A 25,488-nucleotide genomic window follows, 5' to 3' on the forward strand; every position below is an offset into this window, starting at 1 on the left:
TGCGCGCCGTGCTGCCTCCCATCCGGACTGACGACGCTGTCGCGTCGCATCACCGTCGGTCCCGGAATTCCACCGGATCGGCACCGGCCGTCGGAACGGTCGGTGCTCGCGGACTGTCACCGCCGGTTCGGATTCTCACCGACCCCGGAGCACGTTGTTGCACTGATCCTACTCAACGCCGGCGGCCGCGTTTCATTCCCCGTCATCCGGCGGGTGCGTCACCCCTCCAGGAGCGCCCGCGCGGTGGGTTCGTCGATCACCAGGTCGGTGACGAGCCCGGCGGCGAGCGCACCCCGGATGCTGGTGAGCTTGGAGGCGCCGGCGACCACGCAGATGCGCCGTCGCACCCGCGCCAGGGCAGTCAGCGACGGACCGGTGGCGCGGGCGTTCAACGCGATGTCGTCGCTGGACCCGTCGGCGCGGTAGAACACCGTGGCGACGTCCCCGACCACGCCGTCCGCCGCGAGCGCGGCGAGGTCCTCGGGCTCCAGGTAGCCGCCGGAGTACACGTGGCTCGGCACCGACGACTCGGCCGCACCGACGCTGAAGACGACCGTGTCCATCGCCTCCTGCACGTCCAGGATGCGGCGCATGCTGCGTTCGCGCCAGAGCGCGGTCTTCGTCGCCGGATCGTCGAAGAACGCGGGCACCGGGAACTGCTGCACCTGCGCGGCGAACGCGCGCCCGAACCGGCCGAGGATGTCGCTCGCGTACCCGAGCCCTGTGGTGCGGGTGTTGCCGGAGCCGTTGAGCTGCACGAACACGGTGCCGACCGTCGGCTTCGGGCTGAGGTGCCGGCTCACCGCGGCGATCGTCGATCCCCATGCGACGCCGACCGTACGGTGCGACCCGATGCGGTCGCCGATGAGGTCCGCCGCCGCCGCCGCGACGAGGTCGAGCCGTTCGACGTCGCTCGCGTCCTCGGGCACCGGGACCGGCTGCACGGTGACGCCGAAGGCGCGGCGCAGCCGCTGTGCGAGCAGGCGCGGCGCCTCGAGCGGGGAGCGGATGCGGATCTCCACGAGCCCGGATTCCCGCGCCTGCTTGAGCAGCCGCGACACGGTCGAGCGCGAGACGCCGAGGCGGCCGGCGATGGCCTCCATGGTCTCGCCGTGGAGGTAATGGGCGGTCGCGGCGGACAGCGCGGTGGACACGTCCCGCCCCGGTCTCGTCTCCGCCATCGTCCCAGTGTGCACGTTCGTGCACACGGCTTGCAACGATGCGCAGTGGTGGAGACGATGGGGGAGCGGTGCCAGGGAAGCGTCGCGGAGAGGGGAAGGCATGCGCACGCAGCAGGACCGGACCGCCTGGCGGTCGATCGTGGAACGGCCGACGGCGGAGGTGCTCGTCATCGGCGGCGGCATCAACGGGGTCGCGACCTTCCGCGACCTCGCGCTGCAGGGTGTGGACGTCGTGCTGGTCGAGCGCGGCGACATCGTCTCCGGCGCATCCGCCGCGTCGTCCCACATGATCCACGGCGGCATCCGCTACCTCGAGAACGGCGAGTTCCGCCTCGTGCACGAGGCCGTCGTGGAGCGCAACGACCTGCTGCGCACCGCGCCGCACTACGTGCGCCCGCTCGCCACGACGATCCCGATCTTCTCCACGTTCTCCGGCCTGTTCTCGGCGCCGATGCGGTTCCTCCGGCACGGCGCAGGCGCCCCGAAGGAGCGCGGCGCGCTCCTCATCAAGGTCGGCCTCGTCATCTACGACTCGTTCTCGCGCGGTGGCGGCCGCATCCGCCGGCACGTCTTCCGCGGCCGCCGGCGCTCCCTCGAGGTGCTGCCCGACCTCAACCCCGACCTGAAGTACACCGCCACGTACGAGGACGCGTCCCTGCGCGACCCCGAGCGCCTGGCGCTCGACGTCCTCCGCGACGGGCTCGAGGCGGGCGGGGACCGCGCGCGGGCGGCGACGTACGTCTCGGCCGCCGGTGTCGACGGCAGCGGGGTCGTGCTGCGCGACGAGGAGACCGGCGAGGAGGTCGTGCTCACCGCATCCGTCGTGGTCAACGCCACCGGCCCCTGGACCGACCTGACCAACACCGCCCTCGGCGAGCCGACGCGCTTCATGGGCGGCACCAAGGGGTCGCACATCGTCCTCGACCACCCCGAGCTGCTCGCGGCGACCGGCGGTCGTGAGATCTTCTTCGAACACAGCGACGGTCGCATCGTGCTCGTCTACCCGCTGCACGGTCGCGTGCTCGTCGGCACCACCGACCTCGAGCACCGCATGGGCGACCCGATCGTGTGCACGGAGGAGGAGGTCGACTACTTCATCGACCTCGTCGGTCATGTGTTCCCGTCGATCCCGGTCACCCGCGAGCACATCGTGCACCGGTTCGCCGGGGTGCGTCCGCTGCCCGGGCACGGCGACATGGCACCCGGCTTCGTCTCGCGCGACTACCGGATCGAATCGCAGCGGCTGCCCGGCGGCACCCCGGTGCTCAGCCTCGTCGGCGGGAAGTGGACCACGTTCCGGGCATCGGCCGCGCACCTGACCGACCGGGTGCTGGAGCTCCTCGGGACCGGGCGACGCATCTCCACGGCCGGGCGTCCCATCGGCGGCGGGCGCGGGTTCCCGACCACCGCGCGACGGACCGCCCAGTGGATCGGCGAGCACGCGGCGGGACTCCCGCGCGAGCGCGTCGCCCGCCTGCTCGAGCGGTACGGCACGGGCGCCGAGACCGTCATCGCGGCGATCACGGCGGATGCGGACGACCGGCCGCTGCGGACCGCGCCGGCGTACTCGACCGCGGAGCTGCGTCACCTCGCCCGGACGGAGCACGTCGTGCACCTCGCCGACCTGCTGCTGCGGCGCACCGGCCTCGCCTTCACAGGGGGTGCGACGCCGGAGACGGCGGCGGAGGTCGCAGCCGTCGTCGCGCCCGTCCTCGGCTGGGACGATGCCCGGCAGGCGGCCGAGGTGACCGCCGCGCTCGCCGCCGTGCACGCGGCCGACCCGGCGGGCGTCCCCGACGCGGACGCGGTGCCGGCCGCGATCGGTTGAGCCGGGATAATCGAACGGGGCGGACGGGCCGCCCGGTAAGGGAGCACGACGACGTGGCCGACCATGTGATCGCCCTCGACCAGGGGACCACCTCCACACGAGCGATCGTGTTCGACGCGGACGGGCGCATCGTCGCCACCGCGCAGCGCGAGCACGAGCAGATCTTCCCGCGCGCGGGCAGGGTCGAGCACGACGCCGCCGAGATCTGGACGAACGCCGCATGGGCGCTCGAGACCGTGCTCGCGGACGCCGGCCTCGACGCGACGGCGATCGCCGGCCTCGGCATCACGAACCAGCGGGAGACCGCGATCGTGTGGGACCGGCGCACCGGGAAGCCGGTGCACAACGCCCTCGTCTGGCAGGACACCCGCACCCAGCCCGCGATCGACCGGCTGGCGGGCGAGGAGGGCTGGTACGACCGCTACGCGGACATCACCGGCCTGCCGCTGGCCACGTACTTCTCCGCCTCGAAGATCGCCTGGATCCTCGACAACGTGCCGGGCGCCCGCGAGGACGCGGAAGCCGGCCACCTGCTGTTCGGCACCCCCGACACCTGGCTCGTGTGGAACCTCACCGCAGGGGCCCGCCACGTCACCGACGTGACGAACGCCAGCCGCACCCTCCTCATGGACCTGCGCTCGCTCGACTGGTCCGACCAGATGCTCGAGGTGTTCCGCATCCCGCGCGCCATGCTGCCCGAGATCGTGCCGTCCTCGGGCGTGATCGCGGACATCGCCGAGCCCGCCGCCGTGCGCGGTGTGCCGATCGCCGGGGTGCTCGGCGACCAGCAGGCTGCGACGTTCGGTCAGGCCGCGTTCGAGGCGGGGGAGTCGAAGAACACCTACGGCACGGGCAACTTCCTGCTCGTGGGCACCGGCACCGAGATCGTCCGCTCGCAGCACGGGCTCATCACGACCGTCGCCTACCAGCGCGAGGGCGAGCCCGCCCACTACGCGGTCGAGGGCTCGATCGCGGTGACCGGGTCGCTCGTGCAGTGGCTGCGCGACAATCTCGGGATGTTCGCCGAGTCGAGCGACGTGCAGCGCCTCGCCGAGTCGGTCGACGACAACGGCGGGGCGTACTTCGTGCCCGCGTTCTCCGGACTGTTCGCGCCCTACTGGCGCCCCGACGCCCGCGGCGCGCTCGTCGGCCTCACCCGGTACGTCAACAAGGCGCACATCGCCCGCGCCGCCCTCGAGGCGACCGCGTTCCAGACCCTCGACGTCATCGAGGCGGTCGTCGCCGACACCGGCACCCCGCTCCACGAGCTCCGCGTCGACGGCGGCATGACCCGCAACGGCCTGCTCATGCAGTTCCAGGCCGACATCCTCGGCATCCCGGTCGTCCGCCCCGAGGTCGTCGAGACGACCGCGCTGGGGGCCGCGTACGCCGCGGGCCTCGCCACCGGCGTCTGGCGTGATCTCGACGAGTTGCGCTCGCACTGGCACGAGGGGGAGCGCTGGGCCCCGGCGATGGACGGCGACGAGCGCGACCGCCGCATCCGCATGTGGCGCAAGGCCGTGCGCCGGTCGTTCGACTGGGTCGACGACGACGCCCGCATCCTCGCCGGCACCGTCGGCTGACCCCGCGCGCATCCCTCGCCGACCCACCCCCTTTTCGCCGACCCACCCCTCTTTCGGCTGTCGATATCGGGGTGGCTCGACGAAAGAGGGGTGGCTCGGCACGGGCACACGAACGAAGAGGGGGGATGCTGCGGCAGCATCCCCCCTCTTGACCCGCGCTCAGGCGCGCGCGTCGACCGGCATCCAGACCCGCATGGTCGCGGGACCGCGCTCGCCCCACGAGTGGTAGGGCACCAGCGGCACCTCGCGCACCTCGCCGGACTCGCCGGCGACCGGCGCGGTCGCATACGGCCAGTCGCGGTCGGGGGCCGCCTCGGGGCGCACCCGGACGACGACCGTGCCGTCGGCCTCGCGCGGGGCCTGCGTCGTGTCGACGCGCGCGGCCGCGACGTCGTCGCCGAGGTCCACGGACTCGAGCGCGTACACGATGGGGCCGCGCTCGACCGCGACCTGCCCGCGGACGGCGTCCACGCGCGGGTCGGCGAACGTGAAGCGGGGCTCGAGGGGGAGCTCGACCACGACGGTGCCGCCGGCGGCGGGGCCGTCGATCCGCAGGTAGCCGTCCTCGGCGCGGCGGGGCTCACCGTCGACGACCAGCTCGCCGCGCGCCCATGCCGGCACGCGCACCGACAGCGTCCACGCGGCGGGGGCCTCGTCGACCGACACCTCGACGCGTCCGGCCTCCGGGTAGGAGGTCGCCACGCGCAGCGCGAGCGTGCCCTGCGACAGCTCGGTGCGGATGGTCGCCGGCACGAACTGGTGCAGCTGCAGACCGTCGTCATCGACCGACGCGACGTACGCGCCGAGCGACGCGAACGTGCGGGTCAGGTTCGTCGGGCAGCAGGACACCTCGAAGAACGGTGCACGCAGGCTCGACGCGGCGCGGGGGCTCGCCTCGTCCGGGTCGACCTCGCGGCCGGGGACGCGCTGGTGCAGCGTGTTCGTGTAGAAGAACCCGTGCCCGTCGGCGGCGGGGGAGGCCGCGACGAGGTTGAAGAGGGTGCGCTCGACCGCATCCGCGTGCAGTGCGTCGCCGGTCGTCAGCAGGAGCCGGTGGTTCAGCATCACCGAGGCGATGCCGGCGCAGGTCTCCGAGTACGAGCGCTCCGGCGGCAGCTCGAAGTCGGCGCCGAAGGACTCGCCCTCGTGGTGCGCGCCCATGCCGCCGGTGAGGTAGGTGCGGCGGGCCAGGGTCCGCCGCGTCTGCGACACGATGGCGTCGCGCAGCGCGTCCTCGCCGGTCTCGTCGGCGATGTCCGCCGCAGCCGCCGCGAGGTACAGCGCACGCACGGCGTGCCCGTCGAAGACGGTCTGCTCGCGCACCGGCACGTCGTCCTGGAAGTACTGGCGGCCGAACTCGATGTCGCCGAGCACGCCGTGACCGCGGCGGTCCACGAACAGCTGCGCCTGCGCCAGGTACTTCCGGTCGCCGGTCACGCGGGACAGCTCGACGAGCGCGTCCTCGATCTCGGGGTGACCGCACACGCCCTGGTTGCCGTCGGGACCGAACTCGCGGCACACGTGGTCGGCGGCGCGGATCGCGACCTGCACCAGCTCGTCGTCGCCGTAGGTGCGGGCCCGGGCGACGCCGGCCTGGATGAGGTGGCCGTAGCAGTAGAGTTCGTGGCCCCACTGCAGGTCGCTGTAACGCGCACCCTGTCCGGGACGGCCGAACTTCGTGTTCAGGTAACCGTCGGGCTCCTGGGCGGCGGCGACGCGGGCCGTGATGCTGCGCAGGCGCGCGTTGATGTCGGCGCTGCCGGTGCGGCCGTACTCCCAGCTCATGGCCTCGAGGAGCTTGTAGACCTCGGAGTCGGAGAACTCGCGCCCGCGGCGGTCGCCGGGCAGGCGCCCCTCGGCGGCGGCGTCGAAGTTGCCGATCCAGCCCATCTTCTCGAGCCAGTGCTCGACGTGGTCGATCATCTCGGTGGCGTTCAGCCGCTGACGCTCGGCCCAGAAGCCGTCGTCGATGCGCACCTCGGCGAGGCCGAGCGGACGCCACGCCGAGCGCGACGGCACGAACGGGCGGCCGGCGCCGGGGACGGCCTCGGCGCGGATGCCGGGGGCTAGGGGGAAGGGGGACTCGGTCATGCGGTGGTCTCCGAAAGGGGTGGTCACTTGACGGCGCCGACGGTGAGGCCGTCGCGCAGCATGCGGTAGGTGGACATGAACACGATGAGGATCGGGATCGAGGTGAGCACGGCGAGGGCCATGAGCCCCGGCCAGTCGATGCCGAACGCCGACACCTGCTGCGACAGCAGCGCGGACAGCGGGTAGTTCTGCGGCGACAGGAAGAAGCGCACCGCGTAGAGGAACTCGCCCCACGACTGCAGGAAGGTGATCGAGGCGACCGTCAGGATGCCGTTGCGGGCGATCGGCAGGGCGATCGACCAGAACGCGCGGAAGGGTCCCGCGCCGTCCAGGGAACCCGCCTCCTCGAGGGAGGGGGGCACGGCACGGAAGAACGGGCGCAGCAGCAGCGTCGCGAACGGGATGAGCAGCGCCGCGTCCGCCAGGATCACGGTGCCGGTCTCGTCGAGGATGCCCCAGTTGCCGAACATCGCGAACAGCGGGATGACCTGCGCGGTCTGCGGCAGCATCTGCAGCACGATGAGCAGGCCGAGGCCCAGGGTGGCGATCCAGCCGCTCACGCGGGCGAGGCCGTACGCCGCGGGGACCGCGATGAGCAGCACGAGCGCGGTGGTGCCGGTCGCGATGAGCGCCGACTGGCCGAGCGCGGTGAACAGCTGCGGGTTGATCGCCCGCTCGTACGCGCTGAGGGTCGGGGTGAACAGCAGCGCGTTGCCGCCGAACACGTCGGACGCGGACTTGAACGAGGTGAGCACGATCCACAGGATCGGCAGGCCGTAGGCGACGCTGAACAGCGCCTTGACCGTGATGGCGATGGGGCCGGCTTTGGCGTTCATGCGTCCTTCTCCTCCTTGCGGATGCTGCGCGCGTAGATGACGGCGAGCACGAGCACGGCGAGGACGGCCAGCACGGAGGTCGCCGAGCCGAGGCCGTAGTCGTAGCGGTTGAACGCCTGCAGGAAGCCGAGGAACGGCAGCGTGTTGGTCGCGGTGCCGGGGCCGCCGTAGGTCATGACGTAGATGAAGTCGAAGCTGCGGAACGCGTAGACGATCGTCAGCACGAGCAGCACCATGGTGGTCGGCCGGGCGGAGGGGATCATGATGTGCCGGATCTCGCCCCACTTGCTGGCGCCGTCGAGCGATGCGGCCTCGAAGACCTCGGGGTCGATGGCGGTGAGCGAGGCGCGGTAGACGAGCGCGTTGAAGGGGATCACGGCGAAGGCACCGACGAAGGCGACGGAGATGAGCGCCCAGGTGGTGTCGTAGAGGAACGGGATGGGCTTCGCGAGTCCGAAGAAGCCGAGGATCGTGTTGATGAGCCCGTCGTCGCCGAGGAGGAACTTCCAGGTCGAACCGTTGACGATCGGGGGGAGGGCCCAGACGAACACCATGATCGCCAGGAGCACGTCGGACCAGCGTCCCTGGGTGCGCAGCACGACGGCCGCGGCGAAGCCCAGCACCATGCCGAGGACGGTCACGATGACGACGACCACGAGGGTGCGCACGAGGGCGGGGCCGCTCTGGCCCGTGCTGAAGCCCTCGATGTAGTTGGCGATGCCGACGAAGTCCCAGTCGCCCGTGTTGATGGTGCGCTGGGTGACGTCGTTGAGGCTCATCCAGAGGAGCTGGATGAGGGGGTACAGCCCGAACACGCCCATGAAGACGGCGGCCGGGATGATGAACCAGACGCGGGCGCGGGAGCCTGTCGCGTCGGCGCGCTTCCGGCGGATCCGGCCGGCCGGCGCCGGGGCTGCTGCCCCGACGCCGGCGGTGATGGTGGAACGGCTCATCGGCCGAGCAGGCCCGTGAGGGTCGCGATGGCGGATGCGGCGGCGTCGGCGGGCGACGACTGGCGACCGATGACCGAGCTCCAGGCCTGGCCGACGGTCAGCTGCAGGTCGGCGACGGCGTCGGCCGGGACCGCTGCGGACGGGTAGGCGGCGCCGTAGAGCTCGATGGTCTCGGCGAACGGCGCGAGCAGCGCGTTGGAGGTGACGACCTCGTCGGCGGCCGCGTCCGTGCGGGTGGGCAGGGAGCCGACGATCTCGGGGGCGAGGAGCTGGCCCTCGGCCGAGTAGTAGGTGGTCTTCAGGTACTCCCAGGCGAGGTCGGGGTTGTCGCTGAACGCGCCGATCGCCTCGCCCTCACCGCCGAGGTAGACCTGACCGTCGGCACCGAGCGGGAGCGCGGTGACGCCGTACTCGAAGCCGGCCTCCGCGGCCGCGGTGCCCTGCTGCCAGTTGCCGTTCGCGGCGAAGGCGTAGTCACCGGCGGCGAACTGCTGGAACGGGACGGTCTGGTCCCAGTTCACGGCCTCCTGCGGCAGCCAGCCCTCGTCGACCCAGCCCGCGATGCGCTCGAGACCGGCCTGGAAGGCGTCCTGGTCGAGGTCGTCGTAGTCGAAGCCCGAGGCGCTCAGCCAGGGGTAGCCCTGCCACTCGCCCTGCGAGTTCGGCAGGCCGGAGAGGGTGATGCCGCCGTGGCCGGCGGCGACGGATGCGGCCATCGCGGCCTCGAGCTCGTCCATCGTGGTGGGCACCTCGACGCCGATCTCGGCGAGCAGGTCGGCGTTGTACCAGAGGCCGAGCACGTTCACGTAGCCCTGCACCGCGTAGGTGGTGCCCTCGACCTCGTGGATGGCGGCGTCGGAGAACTGTCCCGCATCCTCGTAGCCGTCCCAGTACTCGTCGAGCGGGGCGAGCGCGCCGGCGAGAGCGAGCGTGGAGGCGTCCGCGCCGTTGAACACGACGACGTCGGGGCCCTGGCCGGCACCGGCGGCCGAGATGAGCTTCGAGTTGAGCTGGTCGTAGGGGACGTACACGTTCTCGACCGTGGCGCCCTCGTGCGAGGCCTCGAAGAGGGTCTTGTACTCCTCGACCAGCTTCACCTGCTGGTCGTCGGTGAAGTAGTGCCAGACGGTGACGACGTCTTCGCCGTCCGCGCTGGAGTCGCCGCTGCCGCCGCCGGAGCAGGCGCCGAGCGTGAGCGTGCCGACGGCGATCGCCGCCGCCGCGACCGCGCGGTTCCGCGTGCGGTTCATCATCATTGAAGCTCCTTCTGGTGCTGTAACCCGGACGGGTTCCGGGTGCGGGGCGAAAATGTACGAAACCCCTTTCGGGACGGTAACATCGACGATCGGATCGCACAACTCGACGATCCTGAGAAGGTTTTCCGTACACTCGCACCAGGGGGACGACGACGATGACGGACACGCAGCACACCTCGCGGCAGCGCAAGGTGACCTTGCGCGACGTCGCCGCGCTCGCGGGCGTCTCGATCGCCACGGCCTCAAAGGCCCTGAACGGGCGCGACCAGGTGAGCGAGGAGACCAGGCGGCGCGTCATCGAGACCGCCGAGCGCCTCTCGTTCACGCCGAACTCGCTGGCCCAGGCGATCCTGCAGGGCCGCAGCGGCACGGTCGGGCTCCTCACGAACGACCTCGACGGACGCTTCAGCCTCCCGATCCTGATGGGCGCCGAGGACGCGTTCGGTGCGGGGCAGATGTCCGTGCTCCTGTGCGACGCGCGCGACGACGCCATCCGCGAGCAGTACCACCTGAAGGCCCTCCTCGGCCGCCAGGTCGACGGCCTCATCGTGGTCGGCTCCCGCACCGACCCGCGGCCGTCACTCACGCAGCGGGTGACGGTGCCGGTCATCTACGCCTACGCGCCCTCGAACGACCCGGCGGACTCCTCGGTCGTGGTCGACAGCGTGCGCGCCGGCCGCATGGCGGCCGAGCACCTGGTCGACCTCGGCCGGCGCCGCATCGCCCACATCACCGGCGACCACACGTACGCCGCAGCCCGCGACCGTGTGCAGGGCACCGAGGCGCAGCTCGCCGACAGCGGACTCGCGCTCGTGCAGCCGCCGGTCTACGGCGCCTGGACCGAGGCGTGGGGACGCACGGCCGTCGCCGCACTCCTCGACGACGGACCGGAGGTCGACGCGATCGTGTGCGGCAGCGACCAGATCGCGCGCGGGGTGCTCGAGATCCTGCACGACCGCGGCGTGCGCGTGCCGGACGACATCGCCGTGGTCGGCTTCGACAACTGGGCGCCGATGGCCCTCGGTTCGCGTCCGGCGATGACGACGATCGACATGCGGTTCGAGACGATGGGCCGCCGTGCCGCACAGCGGCTGTTCGCAGCGCTCGAGGGCGAGGACCACCCGGGCGTCGAGGCGATCGAGCCGCGGCTCGTCGTCCGCGGATCCACCGTCTCCGGCGCCTGAGCCGCCGCTACTTCAGCAGCCGCGACAGCCGGCGGTCGGCGAGGAGCTTCCCGCCGGTCTGGCACGTGGGGCAGTATTCGAGGCTGTTGTCGGCGAAGAACACCGACCGCACCTCGTCGCCGCAGACCCGGCACGCCTCCCCGCGGCGACCGTGCACCCGCATCCCGCGCCGTTTCGCATCCTTCAGCTCGGCGGGCGGGCGTCCGGATGCGGCGGCCACCGCATCCTGCAGCGTCTCGACCATGGCCGAGTACAGCCGGTCGACGTCGTCGTCGCCGAGCGTAGCGGCCAGCGCATACGGCGACGTCTTGGCGGCGTGGAGGATCTCGTCCGAGTAGGCGTTGCCGATCCCGGCGATGATCGACTGGTCGCGGAGGACCCCCTTGATCTGCGTGCGTCGGCCGGCGAGCAGGGCCGCGAACGCGTCGCGGTCGAAACCCGGGTCGAAGGGGTCGGGGCCGAGGCGGGCGATGCCGGGGACGTCGGCGGGGGAGCGCACGGTGTACACCGCGAGCGACTTCTTGGTCCCGGCCTCCGTGAGATCGAACCCGGCGCCGTCGTCGAACGCGAGCCGGAGCGCGATCGGGCTCTTCCCGGGCTTCACGGGCGTCGTCGGCGCCTCGTCGTACCACCGCAGCCAGCCGGCCTTCGCGAGGTGGAACACGAGGTGGAGCGGGCCGGCGGGGGCGTCGACCGCGACGTCGACGAACTTCCCGTGCCGGGCGACGCCGGTCACGGTGCCGCCCTCGAGCGCCTCCAGCGGCGGGTCGTACGTCTTCAGCGCGGAGATCGCGACCGCACGCACGCGGCCGATGCGCAGGCCGGTGGTGCGCCCGGCGAGGAACTCGACGAGCCCGGTGACCTCCGGCATCTCGGGCATGCCCACATCCTGCCACCGCCCGCCGCGGTCGGGGCGGGGTTTGCGCGCGGGAGCGGCGGTGTGCTCGACGGCAGGCTGGCCCGTCGGGTCGGTCGGGTCGGTCGGGTCGGTCGGGTCAGTCGGGGACGCCCCAGTCGACCGGGGTCCGCGGGTCGCCGGGGAGCAGGTCGGCGACCCAGCCGTCGCTGCGCCGGCCCGAGCCGTCGCGGAGCGCCCGCCGGAGGACCCCGGCGTACCGGAGCCCCAGCCGCTGCGCGATCGCCGCCGAACCGGTGTTGCCGACGACCGCCCGCCACTCGATGCGGGCCATCCGGAGCGGGCCGGTGAAGCCCCAGGTCACGACCGCATCCGCCGCCTCGGTCATGAGACCGCTGCCGCGGAAGCCCGGTGCGAGCCAGTAGCCGAGCTCGCCGTCACGGTCCTGCAGCCGGTGCAGGCCGACGACGCCGGCGAGGGTGCCGTCGCGGCGGAGGGCCCAGATGGCGTCGGTCCCGTCCTCCCACCCCTTCGCCGCCCGCACCGGGAACCCGGCGGCGTGCGTGCGCGTGTACGGCGACGGCACGGTCGTGTACCGCTGGATGTCGGGGTCCTGGCAGGCCTCGTACAGCGCGTCCGCATCCGAGCCCACCGGGATCGACAGGGTCAGGCGTTCCGTCCGCAGTTCCACCGGCTCCATCCCCACACCCTACGGCCGCCGACGCCTGTGCCTGCCCCGTTCACAACTCAGGCAGAACCGGCCGCCGGACCAGCTGGAACCGGTCCCGGCGGCGATTCTGCCTGAGTTGTGCGCACCGGTCCTCCCCAGCGGCGGCCGAGCCCCTGTCATCCCGCGGTTCCGGAGCGCCCCGGCCGCCGCCACCGGTTCCGGCCGACGCTCGGTGACATGCGCGCTGAAGAGACGATCCCGCTCATCCACACCCGCGCGGAGCTGCTCGCGATGGGCCTGCGTCCGCGGCAGATCACCGCGGCGGTCCGCGCCGGGACGCTCCTGAGGGTCCGCCGGGACCGGTACATGTACTTCCGGGAGCCCGACGTCGAGCAGGCGGTCCGCATCGGCGGACGCCTCGCTTGCGTCTCGTTGCTCCGGATGCTGGGTGTCTTCGTTCTGGACACCAGCCGCCTGCACGTGCACGTCGAACGGCGGATGTCGCGGCTCCGCTCGCCGCATGATCCGCATCGTCCGCTCGCGACCGTGGACCGCGACAAGCTGCGGCTGCACTGGTCGCCGTTGGCGGAACCCCCGACCGCCGCCACCGTTGACGTGCGTGACGCCGTCGTGCAGGCGATCCGTTGTCAGCCGGTGCGGTGCGCGGTCGCGACCCTCGACAGTGCGCTGCACCTCGGGTTCGTGTCCGACGCGGCACTCGCGGACATCCGGGGTCGGCTGCCGTACCGGTACCGCGTGGTGTGCGCGCTCGCGGACGGGTCGGCCGAGTCGGGACCGGAGACGCTCATGCGGCTGATCCTGCGCCAGCTCGGCCTCAGGTTCCGTGCCCAGGCCCGGATCGAGGGCGTCGGGCGGGTGGACTTCCTCGTCGAAGGTTGGCTCATCATCGAGTGCGACAGCCGGGCGCATCACGAAGGCTGGGAAAAGCAGCGGGACGACCGCCGCCGCGACCTGTCGGCCGCAGCGCAGGGCTACACGACCCTCCGGCCTCTGGCGGAGCATCTGTTCCACGAGCCGGATGTCGTCCGCGCGGCGGTTCGCGGCCTCATCCGTGCCCGGGGCTGACCGTTCTCGTGTTCATAATTCAGGCAGAATCGACGTTCGGGCGCCGAAATCACTGTGCAGACGCTGTTCTGCCTGAGTTGTGAACGCCTGACGGCCCGTTCGGGCGACGGGTCATGAGCGGCGGAGCAGTCCGATGCGGTCGTAGACGGCGTCGAGCGTCTCGTTCGCGACGGATGCGGCCTTCTCGGCGTTCCGGGCGAGCACGCGGTCGAGCTCGGCCGGGTCGTCGAGCAGGGCGAGGGCGCGCTCGCGCACCGGACCGAACTCCTCGACGACGACCTCGGCGAGCCCCTTCTTGAAGTCGCCGTAGCCGCGGCCCGCGTACTCGTCCTCGATCGAGGGGATCTGCCGACCGGTGAGGGCCGCGTAGATGACGAGGAGGTTCGAGACGCCCGGCTTCTGCTCGCGGTCGTAGCGGACCGCGCCCTCGGAGTCGGTCACCGCGCGCATGATCTTCTTCGCGCTCTTGGACGGCTCGTCCAGCAGCCACAGCACGCCGGCGTCGGACTCGGCCGACTTCGACATCTTCGAGGTGGGGTTCTGCAGGTCGTAGATGCGGGCGGTGTCCTGCTGGATCATCGGCACCGGCACCCGGAACGTGTCGCCGTAGCGGCCGTTGAAGCGCTCCGCGAGGTCACGGGTGAGCTCGACGTGCTGCTTCTGGTCGTCGCCGACCGGCACGATGTCGGTCTGGTAGAGCAGGATGTCGGCCGCCATGAGCACGGGGTAGGTGAACAGGCCCACGTTGGTCGCGTCGGTGCCGTAGCGCTGCGACTTGTCCTTGAACTGGGTCATGCGGCCGGCCTCGCCGAAGCCGGTGATCGTGGACAGCACCCACGCGAGCTCGGCGTGCGCGGGCACGTGCGACTGCACGTACAGGGTCGACTTCGACGGCTCGATCCCGGCCGCGATGTACTGTGCAGCCGTGCGGCGGGTCTTCTGGCGCAGTTCCGCCGGGTCGTTCGGCTGCGTCAGGGCGTGCAGGTCGACGACGGAGAAGAACGCGTCGTACGACTCCTGCAGGTCGCGCCACTGCATGAGCGCCCCGATGTAGTTGCCGATCTGGAGGGAGTCGGCCGAGGGCTGCATTCCGGAGTACAGGCGCGCTTTCGTCACCGACCCAGTCTACGAGGTCCGGATGCGGCGCCCCCGCGTCGGCGGAGGGATGCACGCCACGCGCCGGATGCGGCGCCCCCGCGTCCCGGAGGCGCCGCCCGGCTCATTCGAACACCGGCGGGTCCACCGGCGCGGCGGCGCCGACGTACGCGACGATCTGGTGCCCGCCGGGGTTCGTCTGCACCGGGATGTCGATCCAGTTGTTGGTCACCCAGACGTTCCCGGCGGTGTCGACCATGATCCCCGTACTGCGGGTGAGGCCCTCGAAGGCGTAGCCGGTGCCCTCGGGGGAGATCGGATCGCCGGTCTGGAGCCCGCGCGGGCAGGTGGCGGCGTCGGCGCCGCAGAAGGCGGCGATCCGCTTGCCGTTGAAGTTCGCGGCCCAGACGTTGCCGTCCCCGTCCGTCGTGATGCCCCAGGGCAGGAGCAGGCCGCCGCCGGTGTAGGCGGGGGAGACCTCGGTGCCGTCCGGGGAGATCATGACCAGCGACGGGGTGCCGGGGCCCTGCTCGGTGCGGTCGGGGCAGGGGAGCGAGATGCCGCCGGAGTTCGCGACCCACACGTTGCCGTCCTTGTCCGTCGCCAGCCCCATGGGTGCGTCGAAGGATCCGGTCAGCGGCGAGCCCGGCAGCGGGGTGCCGTCGGGGCCGATCACTGCGACGGTGTCGTTCATGTTGCCGGTGACGAAGACTGCCGTGCCGTTCTCGACGACGTCGAACGGCTCCTGCAGGCCGAGGCTGCCGAGGTTGACGGCGCGGTCCGGGTCGCCCTGCGGGTACAGGCTCACGGTCGAGCTGCCGCAGTTCGCGATCCACACGCTGCCGTCGCCGGAGACCTCGATGCCCTGCGGCCAGAACAGGTCGCCCTGCGTGAAGCCGGTCCCGGCGGGGGAGAGCGCGGTGCCGTCCTGGGTGAACAGGGACATGCTGTCGTGCGGCGGCTGCTCGTCCTCGGGGCAGCCGGGAACCGGGGCGGCGAACCCGAAGTTGCTGAACCAGAGCCGGCCCTGCGGGTCGAAGTCGATGCCGAACCCGGAGCCGGACAGCCCGCCGCCGGAGTAGGTGTGCAGCAGCGATCCGTCGGGACCGAACTCGAAGAACTCGTCGCTCCCGCAGACCCCGGTCTGCGGGTCGGCGTCGTACTGGTAGTTGTTGTTGACCCAGATGTCGCCCTCGGCGTCGAGCGCAAAGTTGCCCGGGCCCCCGAGCGACTGCCCGTCGCCGTCGAAGCGCAGCGCGATCGTCCAGGCGGCCGGCGCCTCGGACAGCCCGGGCCGGTCGCCGGCGCGGGCGAGCGAGAGCTCGTAGAGCTCGGATGCGGCGGGGCCGGGGTCGCGGGCGATCGCGGCGAACGAGGCCGCCGTCGACTCGGGTTCGACCCGGGTGAGGCCGGCGGCGATCTCGTGGAGCTGTTCGCACACCGCGCCGTCGGCGAGGCAGCCGCCGAGGATGTTGGTGAGCGAGGTGAAGGTCGCCTCCGCCGTGGTCTGGTCGCCGTTCGGGGCGGAGGTGAGCACGGCGCCGTAGTCGCCGGTCTGCGGGTCGGCGAGGTTCGCGGCCATGCGGGCGGCGTTGGTCATCCCGAGCACCGACCCCGAGGGGAGGGCCCGCCCGAAGAACTGCGCGAGTGCGTAGCCGGCGGCGACCGTCGTGCGCTCGTTCAGCGTGAGCCGGGACACGTCCTCGGGGAACGCGACGACGGCGCTGAGCGTGGGGGCGGCGGGTGCGCCGCCGGCGCGGGCCTCGACGTACAGCGGGCCCTCCGTCGCGGTGACGTCCAGCGCGAAGCCGCCGTCGCCGTCGGCGGTCGCCGAGGCGAGGTGCTCGGGTTCGCCGGGGCCGAGGGCCCAGGCGTCGACCTTCCAGCCCCCGCCCTCGTCGGAGACGAGCGGCGCGATCGCCCCCGGCAGACCGGATGCGGACGCCGGGGTGGCTGCGCATGCGGTCGCGACGAGCGCGGACACGAGCAGGACGGCGGGAAGGACGGCACGGCGGACACTGACCATGGAGGCTCCTCGAGGGCAAGGGGCAACCCCTCGGCCCCCGCTCCGGCCGAGTCAACCAGCGCGGCGGGTCAGTTGTCCAGCGTGTAATCCGCGACGACGGGCGCGTGGTCGCTCCACCGCTCGGCGTACGCGGCCGCCCGGTGCACCCGGTAGTCGACGACGCGATCGGCCATCGGGCGCGTCGCGAGGTGGTAGTCGATGCGCCATCCGGTGTCGTTGTCGAACGCCTGTCCGCGGTTCGACCACCACGTGTACGGACCGTCGACCTCGCCCGCGAAGCGGCGTCCGACGTCGACCCAGCCGAGGCCGGTTCCGGTGGAACCGTCGACGCCCTGCACGTCCGCGCCCTCGTCCCCGAAGAACCGGTCGAAGTAGGCGCGTTCGCGCGGGAGGAAGCCCGCCTTCTTCACGTTGCCGCGCCAGTTCTTGATGTCGAGCTCGCGGTGGCCGACGTTGAGGTCGCCCATGATGAGGGCGAGCGCCCCACCGGCCGAGAGCTCCGGCATCCGGGCGCTCATGGCGTCGAGGAAGCCGTACTTCGCGTCCTGCTTGGGCGTGCCGTCCTCACCGGAGTGCACGTACGCGCTCACGACCGTGAGCCGCTGCCCGTCGATGTCGTAGTCGGCTTCGAGCCAGCGGCCCTGCGAGTCGACCGTGTCGTCGCCGAGTTCGGTGCGCGACGCCACCGCGGGGATGCGGCTGGCCACGGCGACGCCGGAGCGGCCCTTCGTGTGCGACTCGTCGTGCAGCAGCTCCCACCCGGGCAGGGCCGTCTCGAGGTGCACGCGTTCGGCGCGCACCTCCTGCAGGGCGAGGATGTCGACGCCCGCGGCGTCGAGCCAGGCACCCATCCCGTTGCGGACCGCGGCACGGATCCCGTTGACGTTGACAGTGGCGATGCGGAGCGTTCGAGGCACCCGTCCAGGGTAGACGGAGCCGCCGACTCCACAGGTCCGCTGCAGCGGTCGCGGCCGCCGCCTAGCATCGTGGCCATGCCCACCGGTGTGCCGAATGCGGTCGAACCCGCGAGACCGCCCGTGACGATCGCGGGGGCACGTCGGCTGTGCCTGGCGGGGGCGATCGCGTCGGCGGCCCTTCTCGTCGTGATCCTCGCCGTCGAATCGGTCTTGCCGATCGCCGCCGCGGCGGCGGTCCGCGACGGGAGCGGCCTCGCGCTGGTGTGCGTCGGGTCGTGGACCCTGTATGCCCTCGCCCGAGGACTCGGCGCTCCGGGTCGGCCCGCCGGTGCGGCGTACGCGGCCACCCTCACCGTCCTCATCGGCGCCGGCGCGGCCGCATTCGTCCTCACCCTCGTGCTCGACGTCGTGCTGGCGCCGGGGATCCTCCCGATCGCCGTCCCCGCGGCGATCTGCATCTGCCTCGTCGTGCCCGGCGTGGCCCTGGCGTTCGCCGCGCGGTCGGCGGGCGGTCCGCCACGCCCGACCCCCTGAGCCGGGCTCAGGGCGTGGTGGACGGGGCCTCCGGCGGCTGCGCGGCAGCCGCCGCGAGCCGGGCCCGGCGGACCTCCTGCGCCAGGACCAGCCGGCGCGGCCAGGATGCGGCCGCGTAGGCCTCGAGCGCCTCGCGCAGCCGCACCTGCGCCGCGAGCGCGAGGGCCTCCTGCTCCCGCCGGCGGATCTCCTCGTCGCTGGGGAGTTCGAGGGGGATGTTCCGGTCGGAGGTCGAGACGGCGATCCACGCCGCGGCGACGAGGATGACGATGCCCCAGACACGGAACCACAGCAGGAAGCCGAAGAGGATCGCGAAACTCGCCAGCAGCGGGTTCGAGGGGCTGTAGATGAGGAGGAGTCCCGCCCCGAACTGCAGCACGGCCAGCGCCGCACCGCCGAGGAGCGACCCCGGCCAGATGCGCGCCCAGGGGAGGGTGGTGGCGGTGAGGAACCGGAAGAGGAGGGCGAGGGCGACCGCGTTGATCGCGAACGCGACGATGAAGGTGAGCACCCGCACCGCGATGGCGGACCAGCTGAACCCGCTGCCGAGGTCGAGCGCGTCGAAGATGAGCCCCAGCGCCCACACCGTCAGCTGCACGAGGGCCCAGCCGACGAGCAGGGCGACGCCGAACAGGAGCGCGGCGACGAAGTCGCGGGCCTTCAGGATGATGAAGCTGCGGCCGTCGTAGGGGAGCCCGAACGTGTCGCGCACGGCTCGTCGGGTGTAGGTGACGAAGCCGATGGAGGTCCACACGACCACGCCCACCGCGACGAGCCCGGTGATCGTGACGGCGCTGCCGCCGGCCCCGGAGACGGCGGCGTCCACCTGGGAGGGGTGGATGAGCCCGTTGTCGCTCACGAGGTTCGGTACGTAGGCGTTGATGAGGGTGATGAGCCCCTCGACCGCCTCCGCGTTGCCGCCGAGCCAGACGCCGATGACGACCGCGGCGAGGTAGATCGACGCGAAGATCGTGAACAGCGCCTGATACGAGATTCCCGCGGCCAGGAGGAACCCGTTGTGGCGCAGGAAATGGCGCCATACCCGGATCGGGAACCAGGAGAGCGTGCGCTGCGTGAGGTCGGTGACCCGTTCCACGGGCAGTTCGAACCGTTCCTTGAGCGCTGCCTGGCGGGCGTCCCACCGGGCGCGCAGCTCGGAGGCGTCCCCACGATCACTCACGAGAACACTGTATCGAGCCGGGAACGACGGACCGGATGCCGCGTGGTCGCGGCATCCGGTCGTGTCGGTCGTGGTGCGGGCTCAGGCGCCGCGGAGCACCGCCTGCTTGACCTCGGCGATGGCCTTGGTGACCTGGATGCCGCGGGGGCACGCCTCGGTGCAGTTGAAGGTCGTGCGGCAGCGCCACACGCCCTCCTTGTCGTTCAGGATGTCCAGGCGCACGTCGCCCGCGTCGTCGCGCGAGTCGAAGATGAAGCGGTGCGCGTTCACGATCGCCGCCGGGCCGAAGTACTGGCCGTCGGTCCAGAACACGGGGCACGACGAGGTGCACGCGGCGCAGAGGATGCACTTGGTGGTGTCGTCGAAACGCTCGCGGTCGACGATCGACTGGGTGCGCTCCTTGCCCTTCTCCGGCGTGGAGTTGGCGATGAGGAAGGGCTGCACCTCGCGGTAGGAGGCGAAGAACGGCTCCATGTCGACGATGAGGTCCTTCTCCAGGGGCAGACCCTTGATCGCCTCGACGTAGATCGGCTTGGAGATGTCCAGGTCCTTGATCAGCGTCTTGCAGGCGAGGCGGTTGCGGCCGTTGATGCGCATGGCGTCCGAGCCGCAGATGCCGTGCGCGCACGAGCGGCGGAACGACAGCGAGCCGTCGACCTCCCACTTGATCTTGTGCAGCGCGTCCAGCACGCGGTCGGTGGGGTACATCTCGACGTCGTAGTCCACCCAGCGCGGCTCCGCGTCGACCTCGGGGTCGAAGCGGCGGATGTTGAACGTGACGAGGTAGGACTGGATCCCGGTGTCCGCGACTGCGGTCTCGGTCCCGGACTCGGCCTCGGAGGCGACGATGGTCGACATCAGTACTTCCTCTCCATCGGCGGGTAGTTCAACTCGCCCTGCTCGTTCTTCGTGAACACGACGGGCTTCCAGTCGAGGCGGATGTGGTCCTCGGGGTCCGGCGAGTGCGGGTCGCCGGTGAGGTACGCCATCGTGTGCTGCATGTACTTCTCGTCGTCGCGGTCGGGGTAGTCCTCGCGCATGTGGCCGCCGCGGCTCTCCTTGCGGTTGCGCGCGGCGTACGCCACGATCTCCGCGAGGTCGAGCAGGAAGCCCAGCTCGACGGCTTCGAGCAGGTCGGTGTTGTACCGCTTGCCTTTGTCGTCGACGTGGATGTTCTTGTACCGCTGACGCAGGTCGTGGATCGTGCCCATGACGTTGGTGAGCGTCTCCTCGGTGCGGAACACCTGGGCGTTCGCGTCCATCTCCTCCTGCAGCGTCTTGCGCAGCACGGAGACGCGCTCGGAGCCCGGGTTCGCGCGCAGGCCCTCGATCATCTCGCGGACCTCCTTGGCGGGGTCCTCGGGGAGCGGGACGAAGTCGGCGGTCTTCACGTACTCGACCGCGTTCTGTCCGGAGCGCTTGCCGAACACGTTGATGTCCAGGAGCGAGTTGGTGCCCAGGCGGTTCGCGCCGTGCACCGAGACGCAGGCGCACTCGCCGGCGGCGTAGAGACCGGGGACGACGGTCTCGTTGTCGGCCAGCACCTCGCCCTTGGTGTTCGTCGGGATGCCGCCCATCGCGTAGTGCGCGGTCGGCATGACCGGGACGGGCTCGACGACCGGGTCCACACCGAGGTAGGTGCGGGCGAACTCGGTGATGTCGGGGAGCTTCGTCTCGAGCACCTCCGCGCCCAGGTGGGTGCAGTCGAGGTACACGTAGTCCTTGTTGGGACCGGCGCCGCGGCCCTCGAGGACCTCCTTGACCATGCAGCGGGCGACGATGTCGCGCGGTGCGAGGTCCTTGATGGTCGGGGCGTAGCGCTCCATGAACCGCTCGCCGGACGCGTTGCGCAGGATCGCGCCCTCACCGCGGGCGCCCTCGGTGAGGAGGATGCCCAGGCCCGCGAGCCCGGTCGGGTGGAACTGGAAGAACTCCACGTCTTCGAGGGGGAGGCCCTTGCGCCAGACGATGCCGACGCCGTCACCGGTGAGGGTGTGCGCGTTCGAGGTCGTCTTGAAGATCTTCCCGAACCCGCCGGTGGCGAAGATGACGGCCTTGGCGTGGAACACGTGCAGGTCGCCGGTGGCGAGCTCGTACGCGACGATGCCGGCGACCTGGGTCTTGCCCAGGGCGTCCTTCGTGGTGATGAGGTCGAGCGCGTAGAACTCGTTGTAGAAGTTGATGCCGAGCTTGACGCAGTTCTGGAACAGCGTCTGCAGGATCATGTGGCCGGTGCGGTCCGCGGCGTAGCAGGCGCGGCGGACCGGGGCCTTGCCGTGGTCGGCGGTGTGCCCGCCGAAGCGGCGCTGGTCGATCTTGCCCTCGGGGGTGCGGTTGAACGGCAGACCCATGTTCTCGAGGTCGATGACCGCGTCGATGGCCTCCTTGGCGAGGATCTCCGCGGCATCCTGGTCGACGAGGTAGTCGCCGCCCTTGATGGTGTCGAAGGTGTGCCACTCCCACGAGTCCTCCTCGACGTTCGCGAGGGCCGCGGCCATGCCGCCCTGCGCGGCGCCGGTGTGGCTGCGGGTGGGGTAGAGCTTCGTGATGACGGCCGTCTTCGCGCCGGGGCCGGCCTCGATGGCCGCACGCATGCCGGCGCCGCCGGCGCCGACGATCACGATGTCGTACTGGTGGTAGTAGACGCCGTCCTTGACGACGACGTCCTCGTTCGAATGGGTGCTCACAGAATGCCTCTTGTCGTTGTCTCGTCGTCCAAGCGCCGCGCTACTGGCACAGCTCCCAGAGCGAGCTCTCGCTCGTCACGCCCAGGCAGGGGTCGAACGTGAACACCACGAGGGTGCCCAGCACGATCAGGAACGCCGCGACGATCCAGATGGCCCAGACGAGGATGCGGCGGGTGCCGTTGTGCGTCACGTAGTCGTTGACGACCGTGCGCATGCCGTTCGCGCCGTGGATGAGGGCGAGCCACAGCATGAGCACGTCCCACCACTGCCAGAACGGCGAGGAGAGCTTGCCGGCGACGAAGGCGAAGTCCACCTGGTGGATGCCGTCGCCGGTGAGCAGGTTCACGAACAGGTGTCCGAAGATGAGGACGACCAGGAGCACGCCCGAGGCGCGCATGTACACCCAACCCCACTTCTCGAGGTTGACGCCCTTCTTGCGCGGCGCGGTGTGCGGGGTGCGGGGATCGGCGATGGTGGCGCTCATCAGTGGCCCCCTCCCGTCGAAGCGAAGACGTTCATGAGGTGGCGCGGTGCGAAGCCGAGCATCGTGACCAGCCAGACGCCGAGCACGATCCACCACAGCTGTCGCTGGTACTTGGCGCCCTTGGCCCAGAAGTCGACGAGGATGATGCGCAGGCCGTTGAAGGCGTGGTACGCGATCGCCGCGACCAGGAAGACCTCGCCGATGCCCATGATCGGGTTCTTGTACGTCCCGATGACCGCGTCGTACGCCTCGGGGGAGACGCGGATGAGCGCGGTGTCCAGGATGTGGACGAGGAGGAAGAAGAAGATGGCGACACCGGTGATCCGGTGCAGGACCCACGACCACATGCCCTCGTTTCCGCGGTACAGCGTCCCGCGGGGAACCTTCGAGGTCGTCTGGGCTATGGATGGTGTGACGCGTGCTGGTGCAGACACGATCGTCCTCCCTGATCGAACATGGCGGAGCGGACGGTGCTCCGGCGGGGGCGCGGACCCCCTCGCGTCACGACGGCGCTGCCGATCATCCTATTCCCAGCGTCTGCACGGCGCTCTTTAGGCGGACCTTATTGTCTCGGCGTCGAGATATCGGTAATGCGGGGACCCCGTCGCGCGGGCGCGCGGTCCCGCCGGGTACGGTGTCGGCATGGCGAACCCCATCGAGGACTTCTACGCGGTGATCCCGGCCGGCGGGATCGGGAGCCGGCTCTGGCCGCTGTCGCGGGCCGAGGCCCCCAAGTTCCTGCACGACCTCACCGGCTCCGGCCAGACGCTGCTGCGCGACACCTGGGACCGGCTGGAGCCGCTCGCCGGCCCCGACCGCATCGCGGTGGTCACCGGCCGCGCCCACCGCGCCGCCGTCGAGCGGGAGCTCCCCGGCATCCCGGACCGGAACGTCTTCCTCGAGTCCGAGCCGCGTGACTCCACCGCGGCCATCGGGCTGGCGGCCGCCGTGCTGGTCCGTCGGGAGCCCGACGTCGTCATCGGCTCGTTCGCGGCCGACCACGTCATCCGCGGCGCCCGCGTCTTCGACTTCGCGGTGCGCCAGGCCGTCGAGGTCGCGCGTGCCGGCTACATCTGCACGATCGGCATCCAGCCGTCCGAGCCGTCCACCGGCTTCGGCTACATCAAGCGGGCGGGGGAGCTCGACGTCGAGGGCGCGCCGGAGGCGAGCCTGGTCGAGCGGTTCGTGGAGAAGCCCGACCTCGACACCGCGAAGTCCTACTTCGCCGACCGCGCCTACTCGTGGAACGCGGGCATGTTCATCTCCCGTGCCGATGTGATCCTCGCCGAGATCGAGGCGAACGAGCCGGCGCTGCACGCGGGGCTGCTCGAGCTCGCCGAGGCGTGGGACGACCGCGAGCGTCGCGGTCCCGTGGTCGACCGGATCTGGCCCGAACTGAAGAAGATCGCGATCGACTACACGGTCGCCGAGCCCGCCGCGGCGAAGGGACGCCTCGCCGTCGTGCCGGGGCACTTCGACTGGGACGACGTCGGCGACTTCGCGAGCCTCACCAAGCTCATCTCCAACGGTCGCAAGAACGACCTCGCCGTCCTCGGCGAGCACGCGCGCATCCTCTCCGACGCCTCCAGCGGCATCGTCGTCACCCAGACCAAGCGCGTCATCTCGCTCATCGGGGTGCAGGACATCGTCGTGGTCGACACTCCGGACGCGCTCCTGGTCACGACGAGCGAGCACGCGCAGCGGGTGAAGCAGGTCGTCGACGCGCTGAAGCTGACCGGTCGCGGCGACGTCCTCTGACCACGCACCGGTGAGACCGGGTGCCACGTCCTCCGGCACCCGGTCCGCGCGTTTGTAACCATTCCATTGCGTCCTTCAGCCGGGCACGTCCGCCGTGGAGGGCTCGGGGTAACGTGACGGCATCCGTTCCGGAATCCGCCGGGACGGACCCTGTCTTTTCTGATGGAGGACTCGTGAAGAAGACGAACAAGGCGCTGATGAGCGGCCTCGCACTCGCGGGCACCGCGGCGCTGCTGGCCGCCTGCGGCTCGGCCCCCGAGGGCTCGAGCACCGGCGACGCCGCATCCGACTACCTGCCCTGCATGGTCTCCGACTCGGGCGGGTTCGACGACAAGTCGTTCAACCAGCTCGGCTTCGAGGGCCTGGAGGCCGCCGCCGACGAGCTCGGTGTCGAGTACAAGACCGTCGAGTCGCAGTCGGAGACCGACTTCGAGTCCAACGTCCAGAGCCTGGTCGACCAGGGCTGCTCGACGATCATCACCGTCGGCTTCCTCCTCGCCGACGCGGCCTCCGCCTCCGCGCAGGCCAACGCCGACGTGGAGTACGTCTCCATCGACGACGTCGTCGACACCGACTTCGACGGCAACACCGACTCGGACAACATCAAGCCGATCATCTTCGACACCGCGCAGGCGGCGTTCCTCGCCGGGTACCTCTCGGCGGGCGTCTCCCAGACCGGCGTCGTCGGCACCTTCGGCGGCATGGACATCCCGACCGTGACGATCTTCATGGACGGCTTCGCCCAGGGCGTCGACTACTACAACGAGGAGAACGGCGCCTCCGTGCAGGTGCTCGGCCTCGACTCGTTCACCGGCGGCTTCGAGGCGAACGACCAGGCGCGCCAGATCGCGCAGGGTCTGATCGACCAGAACGCCGACATCATCCTCCCGGTCGGTGGCCCGATCTACCAGTCGGCCGCCGCCGCCATCGAGGACTCCGGCAAGGACATCGCCCTCATCGGTGTCGACGCCGACGTCTTCGAGACCGACCCGGGCGTGGGCCCGCTGCTGCTCACCTCGATCCTCAAGGGCATCGACGTGGGTGTGTACGACACCGTCGTGGCCGCCGGCAACGGCGAGTTCGACAACACGCCGTTCGTCGGCACGCTCGCGAACGAGGGCGTCGGCCTCGCCGACTTCCACGACTGGACCGACAAGGTGCCGGCCGAGCTGTCCGCGAAGATCGACGAGCTCAAGCAGGCCATCATCGACGGCGACATCGTCGTGGAGTCCTACCTGGCCGAGTGATCCCGGTCACCGCGGAGGGGAGGTCGGCATCGCCGG

General features: G+C 71.1%; 22 protein-coding genes and 1 riboswitch. Of the genes, 7 read left to right on the forward strand and 15 right to left on the reverse strand.

Features of this window, described 5'->3' with window-relative positions; translation table 11 throughout:
- Positions 1-5: 5 nt before the first annotated feature.
- Positions 6-156: riboswitch (FMN riboswitch) on the reverse strand.
- 62 nt (positions 157-218) lie between these two features.
- A complete protein-coding gene (locus ACWAUO_RS08700) occupies positions 219-1,181 on the reverse strand; it encodes a sugar-binding transcriptional regulator (protein WP_460774724.1) in 963 nt (320 codons plus the stop codon).
- A gap of 100 nt (positions 1,182-1,281) precedes the next feature.
- Here ACWAUO_RS08700 and ACWAUO_RS08705 point away from each other — a divergent pair, with 100 nt between their 5' ends.
- Positions 1,282-3,009 (forward strand): glycerol-3-phosphate dehydrogenase/oxidase, encoded by a 1,728-nt coding sequence (locus tag ACWAUO_RS08705; RefSeq protein ID WP_460774725.1) that lies wholly within the window; start codon positions 1,282-1,284, stop codon positions 3,007-3,009.
- 53 nt (positions 3,010-3,062) lie between these two features.
- Positions 3,063-4,592, forward strand: a complete 1,530-nt coding sequence (gene glpK, locus ACWAUO_RS08710; RefSeq protein ID WP_460774727.1) for a glycerol kinase GlpK — start codon at positions 3,063-3,065, stop codon at positions 4,590-4,592.
- 159 nt (positions 4,593-4,751) lie between these two features.
- On the opposite strand, the gene ACWAUO_RS08715 is transcribed toward glpK, so the two are convergent.
- Genes ACWAUO_RS08715 through ACWAUO_RS08730 form a run of 4 tightly spaced genes read right to left on the reverse strand, consistent with a single transcriptional unit; the run spans position 4,752 to position 9,728 of the window.
- Positions 4,752-6,683: a glycoside hydrolase family 127 protein gene (locus ACWAUO_RS08715; RefSeq protein ID WP_460774729.1), complete on the reverse strand. Its 1,932-nt coding sequence runs from the start codon at positions 6,681-6,683 to the stop codon at positions 4,752-4,754.
- Positions 6,684-6,706: 23 nt separating this feature from the next.
- Positions 6,707-7,519: a carbohydrate ABC transporter permease gene (locus tag ACWAUO_RS08720; RefSeq protein WP_460774731.1), complete on the reverse strand. Its 813-nt coding sequence runs from the start codon at positions 7,517-7,519 to the stop codon at positions 6,707-6,709.
- Positions 7,516-8,472 carry a carbohydrate ABC transporter permease gene (locus ACWAUO_RS08725; protein WP_460774733.1) on the reverse strand — a complete coding sequence of 319 codons (957 nt, stop codon included), beginning with the start codon at positions 8,470-8,472 and terminating at the stop codon, positions 7,516-7,518. Before ACWAUO_RS08725 ends, ACWAUO_RS08720 begins: the two co-directional genes overlap by 4 nt.
- Positions 8,469-9,728 (reverse strand): sugar ABC transporter substrate-binding protein, encoded by a 1,260-nt coding sequence (locus ACWAUO_RS08730; RefSeq protein ID WP_460774734.1) that lies wholly within the window; start codon positions 9,726-9,728, stop codon positions 8,469-8,471. The genes ACWAUO_RS08725 and ACWAUO_RS08730 overlap by 4 nt, the downstream gene beginning before the upstream one ends.
- A 155-nt stretch (positions 9,729-9,883) precedes the next feature.
- Between ACWAUO_RS08730 and ACWAUO_RS08735 the strand changes: the two genes are divergently transcribed.
- Positions 9,884-10,912: a LacI family DNA-binding transcriptional regulator gene (locus ACWAUO_RS08735; RefSeq protein WP_460774736.1), complete on the forward strand. Its 1,029-nt coding sequence runs from the start codon at positions 9,884-9,886 to the stop codon at positions 10,910-10,912.
- Between the two features lie 7 nt (positions 10,913-10,919).
- Here ACWAUO_RS08735 and ACWAUO_RS08740 read toward each other — a convergent pair whose 3' ends face one another.
- Together ACWAUO_RS08740 and ACWAUO_RS08745 are read right to left on the reverse strand one after the other, a co-directional pair.
- Positions 10,920-11,792, reverse strand: coding sequence for an Fpg/Nei family DNA glycosylase (locus ACWAUO_RS08740; protein ID WP_460774737.1), 873 nt, complete (start codon positions 11,790-11,792; stop codon positions 10,920-10,922).
- Positions 11,793-11,907: 115 nt separating this feature from the next.
- On the reverse strand, positions 11,908-12,468 hold the full coding sequence (locus ACWAUO_RS08745) for a GNAT family N-acetyltransferase (protein WP_460774739.1): 561 nt from the start codon (positions 12,466-12,468) through the stop codon (positions 11,908-11,910).
- Between the two features lie 207 nt (positions 12,469-12,675).
- Here ACWAUO_RS08745 and ACWAUO_RS08750 point away from each other — a divergent pair, with 207 nt between their 5' ends.
- Positions 12,676-13,524, forward strand: a complete 849-nt coding sequence (locus tag ACWAUO_RS08750) for an endonuclease domain-containing protein (protein WP_460774740.1) — start codon at positions 12,676-12,678, stop codon at positions 13,522-13,524.
- A 111-nt stretch (positions 13,525-13,635) separates the two neighbouring features.
- Here ACWAUO_RS08750 and trpS read toward each other — a convergent pair whose 3' ends face one another.
- The 3 genes from trpS to ACWAUO_RS08765 form a co-directional block, all read right to left on the reverse strand.
- On the reverse strand, positions 13,636-14,640 hold the full coding sequence (trpS, locus tag ACWAUO_RS08755) for a tryptophan--tRNA ligase (RefSeq protein ID WP_460774741.1): 1,005 nt from the start codon (positions 14,638-14,640) through the stop codon (positions 13,636-13,638).
- A 103-nt stretch (positions 14,641-14,743) separates the two neighbouring features.
- On the reverse strand, positions 14,744-16,645 hold the full coding sequence (locus tag ACWAUO_RS08760) for an NHL repeat-containing protein (RefSeq protein WP_460774743.1): 1,902 nt from the start codon (positions 16,643-16,645) through the stop codon (positions 14,744-14,746).
- Positions 16,646-16,713: 68 nt separating this feature from the next.
- Positions 16,714-17,562 carry an exodeoxyribonuclease III gene (locus ACWAUO_RS08765; protein ID WP_460774744.1) on the reverse strand — a complete coding sequence of 283 codons (849 nt, stop codon included), beginning with the start codon at positions 17,560-17,562 and terminating at the stop codon, positions 16,714-16,716.
- Positions 17,563-17,637: 75 nt separating this feature from the next.
- Here ACWAUO_RS08765 and ACWAUO_RS08770 point away from each other — a divergent pair, with 75 nt between their 5' ends.
- A complete protein-coding gene (locus ACWAUO_RS08770; protein ID WP_460774745.1) occupies positions 17,638-18,096 on the forward strand; it encodes a hypothetical protein in 459 nt (152 codons plus the stop codon).
- A gap of 7 nt (positions 18,097-18,103) precedes the next feature.
- On the opposite strand, the gene ACWAUO_RS08775 is transcribed toward ACWAUO_RS08770, so the two are convergent.
- From ACWAUO_RS08775 to sdhC, 5 genes are all read right to left on the reverse strand, one after another.
- Complete coding sequence (locus ACWAUO_RS08775) at positions 18,104-19,276, reverse strand: YihY/virulence factor BrkB family protein (protein ID WP_460774747.1); 1,173 nt, start codon at positions 19,274-19,276, stop codon at positions 18,104-18,106.
- Positions 19,277-19,357: 81 nt separating this feature from the next.
- Positions 19,358-20,134 carry a succinate dehydrogenase iron-sulfur subunit gene (locus ACWAUO_RS08780; protein ID WP_460774748.1) on the reverse strand — a complete coding sequence of 259 codons (777 nt, stop codon included), beginning with the start codon at positions 20,132-20,134 and terminating at the stop codon, positions 19,358-19,360.
- Positions 20,134-21,963, reverse strand: coding sequence for a succinate dehydrogenase flavoprotein subunit (sdhA, locus tag ACWAUO_RS08785; protein WP_460774750.1), 1,830 nt, complete (start codon positions 21,961-21,963; stop codon positions 20,134-20,136). The genes ACWAUO_RS08780 and sdhA overlap by 1 nt, the downstream gene beginning before the upstream one ends.
- A 40-nt stretch (positions 21,964-22,003) precedes the next feature.
- A complete protein-coding gene (locus ACWAUO_RS08790; protein WP_460774752.1) occupies positions 22,004-22,447 on the reverse strand; it encodes a succinate dehydrogenase hydrophobic membrane anchor subunit in 444 nt (147 codons plus the stop codon).
- Positions 22,447-22,881: a succinate dehydrogenase, cytochrome b556 subunit gene (gene sdhC / locus ACWAUO_RS08795; RefSeq protein ID WP_460774753.1), complete on the reverse strand. Its 435-nt coding sequence runs from the start codon at positions 22,879-22,881 to the stop codon at positions 22,447-22,449. Before sdhC ends, ACWAUO_RS08790 begins: the two co-directional genes overlap by 1 nt.
- A 208-nt stretch (positions 22,882-23,089) precedes the next feature.
- Between sdhC and ACWAUO_RS08800 the strand changes: the two genes are divergently transcribed.
- Entirely contained in the window at positions 23,090-24,205 is a 1,116-nt protein-coding gene (locus ACWAUO_RS08800) for a mannose-1-phosphate guanylyltransferase (RefSeq protein WP_460774755.1), read from the forward strand.
- 197 nt (positions 24,206-24,402) lie between these two features.
- Positions 24,403-25,452: a BMP family lipoprotein gene (locus tag ACWAUO_RS08805; RefSeq protein WP_460775248.1), complete on the forward strand. Its 1,050-nt coding sequence runs from the start codon at positions 24,403-24,405 to the stop codon at positions 25,450-25,452.
- Positions 25,453-25,488 lie beyond the last annotated feature (36 nt).

The organism is Microbacterium sp. GXF7504 (assembly GCF_054798235.1).